At 61.8% G+C, this 5,494-nt stretch carries 8 protein-coding genes and 1 tRNA gene; 7 read left to right on the forward strand and 2 right to left on the reverse strand.

All coding sequences use genetic code 11. The annotated features are described in order from the left end of the window. Positions 1-281: 281 nt before the first annotated feature. Positions 282-363 (forward strand) — tRNA-Tyr (locus AHiyo1_RS00510). 65 nt (positions 364-428) lie between these two features. Here AHiyo1_RS00510 and AHiyo1_RS00515 read toward each other — a convergent pair. Further along, the gene (locus tag AHiyo1_RS00515; RefSeq protein ID WP_059387256.1) at positions 429-1,697 is read right to left on the reverse strand and encodes a site-specific integrase; all 1,269 of its coding nucleotides are present in this window, start codon (positions 1,695-1,697) and stop codon (positions 429-431) included. Beyond that, positions 1,681-2,256, reverse strand: a complete 576-nt coding sequence (locus AHiyo1_RS00520) for a helix-turn-helix domain-containing protein (RefSeq protein ID WP_059387257.1) — start codon at positions 2,254-2,256, stop codon at positions 1,681-1,683. The genes AHiyo1_RS00515 and AHiyo1_RS00520 overlap by 17 nt, the downstream gene beginning before the upstream one ends. A 130-nt stretch (positions 2,257-2,386) precedes the next feature. On the opposite strand from AHiyo1_RS00520, the gene AHiyo1_RS00525 reads away from it, so the two are divergent. The 6 genes from AHiyo1_RS00525 to AHiyo1_RS24330 all read left to right on the forward strand — a co-directional run. Beyond that, positions 2,387-2,602: a helix-turn-helix domain-containing protein gene (locus AHiyo1_RS00525; RefSeq protein ID WP_059387262.1), complete on the forward strand. Its 216-nt coding sequence runs from the start codon at positions 2,387-2,389 to the stop codon at positions 2,600-2,602. Between the two features lie 94 nt (positions 2,603-2,696). Beyond that, the gene (locus tag AHiyo1_RS00530) at positions 2,697-3,020 is read left to right on the forward strand and encodes a hypothetical protein (RefSeq protein WP_059387258.1); all 324 of its coding nucleotides are present in this window, start codon (positions 2,697-2,699) and stop codon (positions 3,018-3,020) included. Next, positions 3,017-3,244 carry a hypothetical protein gene (locus tag AHiyo1_RS00535; protein WP_059387259.1) on the forward strand — a complete coding sequence of 76 codons (228 nt, stop codon included), beginning with the start codon at positions 3,017-3,019 and terminating at the stop codon, positions 3,242-3,244. The genes AHiyo1_RS00530 and AHiyo1_RS00535 overlap by 4 nt, the downstream gene beginning before the upstream one ends. Before the next feature lie 263 nt (positions 3,245-3,507). Further along, entirely contained in the window at positions 3,508-4,614 is a 1,107-nt protein-coding gene (locus AHiyo1_RS00540; protein WP_059387260.1) for an AAA family ATPase, read from the forward strand. Positions 4,615-4,964: 350 nt separating this feature from the next. Continuing rightward, positions 4,965-5,207, forward strand: coding sequence for a hypothetical protein (locus AHiyo1_RS00545; protein ID WP_059387261.1), 243 nt, complete (start codon positions 4,965-4,967; stop codon positions 5,205-5,207). Beyond that, on the forward strand, positions 5,204-5,494 hold a 291-nt coding region (locus AHiyo1_RS24330; RefSeq protein ID WP_172465455.1), incomplete at its 3' end, for a hypothetical protein. The genes AHiyo1_RS00545 and AHiyo1_RS24330, both read left to right, overlap by 4 nt.

Raw genomic sequence — 5,494 nt, forward strand, 5'->3', positions numbered from 1 at the left:
CTCCGTGGTCCTGAGCCCGGTCCCGGACGCGGCGTCGCGGATGGATGGCGTCCACGCGGACTTGTTGCGGGCCGTGCAGCTCAACCAGATCACCCTGGAGCAGGCGGCCAGTTTCGAGGCCAAACTGGCAGGACGGATACTTGGTTAGCCTGAGATTTCCGCCGATTTTGTGGCCTCGAGGGCTCGATTCGATTCTTCGGCAGAAGTTCTGTAAGGTTGTCTTGCTCGCGCTTACCGGATCGGAAACGAAACGATGATCGGGAGTGACTTCTTTGAAGTTCGGCAGATTACCCGAGCGGCCAAAGGGGGCTGACTGTAAATCAGCTGGCAACGCCTACGGGGGTTCGAATCCCTCATCTGCCACATCCCCGGATTTCCGGGAAACTTAGACCCGCTGGGATCTCTTCGGAGGTTCCGGTGGGTCTTTTTTATTGCTCGGTGATCACAGTTGTGAGCACACTCCTGCGTGCTGGTAGCAATGAGGCCGCACCTTCGACCGCGTTGCGGGCCGCGTCGCCCACCAGGTGCGCGTAGAGATCCCGGGTGATCTGGCTGTTCGAATGCCCCATCGACTTGGACACGATGGCCAGATCCTGGCCGCTGGCGAGCATCAGGGACGCGTGCAGGTGCCGCAGGTCATGCAGCCTCATCATCGGCAGCCCGGCCTTGGTCACCATGAGCTCGAACAGCTTGGACACGTAGCCCGGACGCAGCTGGCGCCCGTCCTCGTAGGTGAACACCCGCCCGGACGCCGTGTACGCTTCGGCCCATGCCTGGCGTTCCTGCTCTTGCTGGAACTGCCACGCGATCAGTGCGGCCACGGCACGATCTGAGAGTGCGACCACGCGGTCCTGGCCGGCGTCGGTCTTGATGGTGCCCTCAACGACGATCTTGCCGACCTGGACCAGCTGGACACGGACAACCAGCCTTCGGCCTGGAAGGTCCACGTCCTCCCAGCGGAGCCCACACAGCTCGCCGCGACGCATGCCCGACAGTATGGCCACCTCGAACAGCGCAGCGAGGCGATGCCCGATCCTGCCGTTGGGGCGGCCGTGGCTGTCCATGTTCTCGTAGCCCGCGATGAAGTCAAGGAACTTTCCAGCGTCGCCCGGCTCCCACACCTTGACCTTGCTCTTTTCGACCTTGGGCAGGCGGGCCCCGGCGGCCACGTTCTCGGCAATCAGCCCGTCCTGCACGGCGTCAGTCAGGGCGCTGGAGAGGGTCGCGTGAATGCGCTTGATGGTCACGGCGCCGCGGCCGCTGGCCTGTAGGGATTTGATCAGCCCGGCCACGTGCGCCCGCCGCAGATCGCGCAGGAGCAGCTTGGTCCCGAAGGCCGGGACGATGTCCTTGGCCACGTAGCTCTTGTACATGCGCAGCGTGGACGGCTTGAGCTGTTCGTGCCGCTCCTGGGCCTCGAGCCATTCCGTGACGTATGCGGCGGCCGTCGTCTTCTTGAAGTCATAGACCTGCCCGCGGAGCTGCTTCTCGGCCTCCCGCATGGCCTCCTCAGCATCCCCCGAGGAGGTGTAGCTGTAGTCGGTCAGGTAGCGGCGTTTGCCGCTGACGGGGTCAAAGCCGGCCGAGAGGCGGAATCCCCATGTGCCGTGCCGGTAGTTCTTCAGCTTGGGGCAGTTGGCCCCGTACTGCTTGCCATTCTCGTCGCGGCAACCACACCGCCTAGTTACCTTCGCCATCACTAATCTCCCTTAGCCACTCGAGTTTGCCTTCAGCGCCAAGACGTTCTCCGACGCGTGCCCGGATGTCGGTAAGGAATGCCTTGAGATATGTGTCCGATGAGTCATGCGATTCTGCCGATTTGAGGGCCTGGAGCCTCTTGGCAACACCCCGGATCCGCGCCAGTCCTTCCTGTGGGTCTAGGCAGGCATCCGTAATCCGCTCGGCTAAGAGGTCATAAGCCGACTCGGCCATGGTCAAGGTCCTCATCTTCCCCGGGCCATCCTGCATGTCGGTCCAGAAGAGGATCTCTGAGCGGTACTGCGGGGAGACCAAGAGGTCCGTGACGTCTATGCCGAATACCGCCGCGAATGCCACAAGCTCATTGACGGTGATCTTTCGACGTGGAGTCCCTCTTTCGATCTTTTGCAGAGAGCTCCGCTCTATTGCGCAGCCGACTGCGGCCATCCGTTGTGACAGGTCCGCGTAGGACCACCCCTCCTTGAGGCGCAGTTCTTCCACACGCTCAGCGACGAACTGTTCGGTCTGGATTGTGTGTTCAGCATTGATTTCAACCATGGGCCCAATCTCCAACTGTCTCAAAAAGTTTCTTGGGTCTCAGCTTGACACAGGGGGACATTGATGGTCAAGATGGACATGTGCTCGAAAATGAGACAAAAGAAACTTTTTGAAACAGAAGGGAGTGATCATGGACGTTCGATTTTCGAAGGAAGTCCAGGACATTCTGAGCAAGCCAACGGCCACCGTTGAAGAGGCGGGCCGCGTGCTGGGGATCGGCCGGCGGCAAGCATACGAAGGCGTCCGTCAGAAGGAAATCCCATCCCTGCGCATCGGCAAGCGCATCGTCATTCCGACGCGGCGCCTTATCGCCATGATCGACGGCGAGCCCCCAGCGGCCGCGTAGGAGGCAGAAAAGTGCCGATTCAAGGCAAAGAAAAGGGAGCCAGCACCACCTGGCTCCCAGAAATCCAAACCCCACACGATTGGAAGTAAAGATCATGACCACCATAGCACCAGCCACAATCAACATCTCCGATTACAACGCCGCTGTACAGCAGTCGGCACCGGCAGGGTTCGCCTTCAACTTCCGGGCCTACCTCGAATGCGGCGAGATCTCCTGGGTAGGCCCAATCGCTTCAACGGCCGACGAGCGGCTGAACGTTATCTTCGAATGGGACCCGTCCCTGGGCGCCTCTGCTGAACTGGATCTCCTGCCGGGAGCCCGTTACACCATCGAGCAGATGCGAGAACTGCATGCGGCCCTCGGCGCAGCCATCGAAGCCGTCCAGCCAGGCGCCCGCGACGTGGCAGAGACCCGATGAACGCCGACTTGATGCACTCGCCGGAAGACCAGGCGGCCGAAACTCTCACGCTCAGCGACGTGACAGTCGGCGCAGCCAACTACATGCTCGGCTACCTCCAAATGACCATCAGCGCTGACCAGAGCATCACGCCCGCCAAATGGCGGGAAGCCCTTATCGAAACCGTCGAGTTCCAGCACCGCACGATCGCGCTTCAGCAACCTCTCGACCGCCATGCTGACTGACGAAGAAATCCAACAGCTCATCCGCGACCACGGCCGCGCCTGGGACGTCTGGCTGAACGGCTACCAACCGGCATCATCCAGGGCACCAATCAGACCCTGCTCAGCAACGAGCAAGCCGCTGAACTGGCAGCCCGCAGACTCTACGCCCTGCAACTGGACGAGGAACGGCACCGGACCTTCGCGAGGAACGCAATCAAAGGCATCGAGACCAGCGCCCACCGTAGCGCCCCGGGAAGCTGCTACATCCCAATGAGGAAGGCCGCATGATCGAAACCAAGGAACACCCAACGGACGACCCCGAAGCCGTCCTATCCTGGGCCCCCATCGACCTGACGTCAGTGCTCAACGGCACCTACACGGTACAGCCGCCCACGTACATGCTCCGAACAGACAGCGTGGCCCTTCTCTACCCGGCCAAGGTCCACGGCGTTCACGGCGAATCCGAATCTGGCAAATCCATGCTGATGCACGCCGTAGCGGCGCAGGAGCTCCAATCCGGACGGGATGTGCTCTTCATCGACTTCGAATCGGACCAGGGCACTGTCGGTAACAGGCTCCTCATGCTCGGAGCATCAGCGGACAACATCCAACGGCACCTCAACTACGTACGCCCGGACTGCAACCCCTTCGCGATCACCGAGGAAGGCCAAGCGTGGCGCGGCATGCTCAGCCGGAGGTTTTCCCTAGCGGTCATCGACGGCGTAACCGAGGCTTTCAGCGTATTCGGCGTGAAGTCCATCGACAACGATGAAGTCACAGCATGGGGGCGCATGGTGCCCCGCCAGATCGCCGAGCGCACCGGAGCAGCGGTTGTCGTCATAGACCACGTCACCAAGGACACGGAAGGCCGAAGCCGATTCGCAATCGGCGCACAAGCCAAGATGAGCTACCTCACCGGAGCCTCCTACAGCGTCGAGGTGATCCAGCCTCTCGGCGTCGGCATGGCAGGCAAGCTCGCCATCCGGATCGGCAAAGACCGCCCCGGGCTCGTCCGCCCGCACGGCGGCACCTGGCGCAAGTCCGACCGCACCCAAGAAATAGCAGTCGCACTCATCGACTCCACCGACCGCAAAACCATCCGATACACCCTCGTGCCCCCACGCGAAGCGATCGACGGCAAAGACACCACCAAGCTCGACAGGGCCATGGACGACGTAGCCCAAGCAATACAGGACCACTCAGGCGCCCCGACCTTCCGCAGCATCAACGCCGTCGTCAGGGGCGGACAAGAACTCATCCGAGAAGCCATCACGGCCTTGGAAGCAGACGGATACCTGCGCATCGAGAACGGCCCGAACAAATCAAAGCTCCACCACCTGCTCAAGCCCTACCCGGACACAGATACACCCAGCCTCCAAATAGCGGTGTAAGTGTATCTCCCCTTAAGAGGGGAGAGAGATACACACACTCAAGCGCATCACAGATACACCCAGATACACCCAGATACACAAGACCCACAGGAGACGAAATGGCCCCCAACACCAGGCCCCGAACTACCCCACGAACGACACCAAAAAGCATCAAGACCGGGCCGAGTGGGAGCCGCAACCTCTCGACCGGTGCCGCTGCCGTGGAGTGGTCAAACCCCGCGCACGCGAGGGTGCAGCGATCCTGGGCGCCAGTAACGGACCTCGATTCAGGGACGGTGAGCTGATTGAGGAACAGTTTGCATGCCGAGAATCCTTGCGAATGCTGGGAACTTTCGCGGCGTGAGCACAGGGTGAACACCGAACGTCGCGCCCAGAACGTTCCGGATCCGCGAGTGGACGCCCTGAGGGGCTGGGCTGCCGCATGGGGCCTCGGCGGCGCGGTGAACGCACTGGAAGAGATCGAGGTACGCCACGGCATCACAAACGAGGCTGTCTACCAGGCGGGTCGAGCGATCACCGAGGCGCTGGAGTCTCTAGGCCTGAACGGCGGGCTGACCGAGCACACGGCCGACGTATACCGGGCGGAACCATGACCTATACCATTCACTCGTTGACGGGGCTAGGTGACGCGGCATCTTTCGGCCTGCCGGCTGAAACCAACGGTGCGGGGATCCTCCGGGCAACCGTCAACGAAACCGGTCAGCGAGCCACGTTCATTGTCGACGCCGAGTACTCGCAGATGATCCTAGCGGCGAAGGAAACGCTGGGGGATGATGCGGTGCTGTCGGCCACGGCGGTGCGCTGGTTGCGGCTGGGATGGCCTGAGGACTGGGGAACCAATCCGGAGCCCGAGGCGTGGGCACCGGCCTACCGTGCGGGG

The organism is Arthrobacter sp. Hiyo1 (genome assembly GCF_001263615.2).
Taxonomy (GTDB): domain Bacteria; phylum Actinomycetota; class Actinomycetes; order Actinomycetales; family Micrococcaceae; genus Arthrobacter.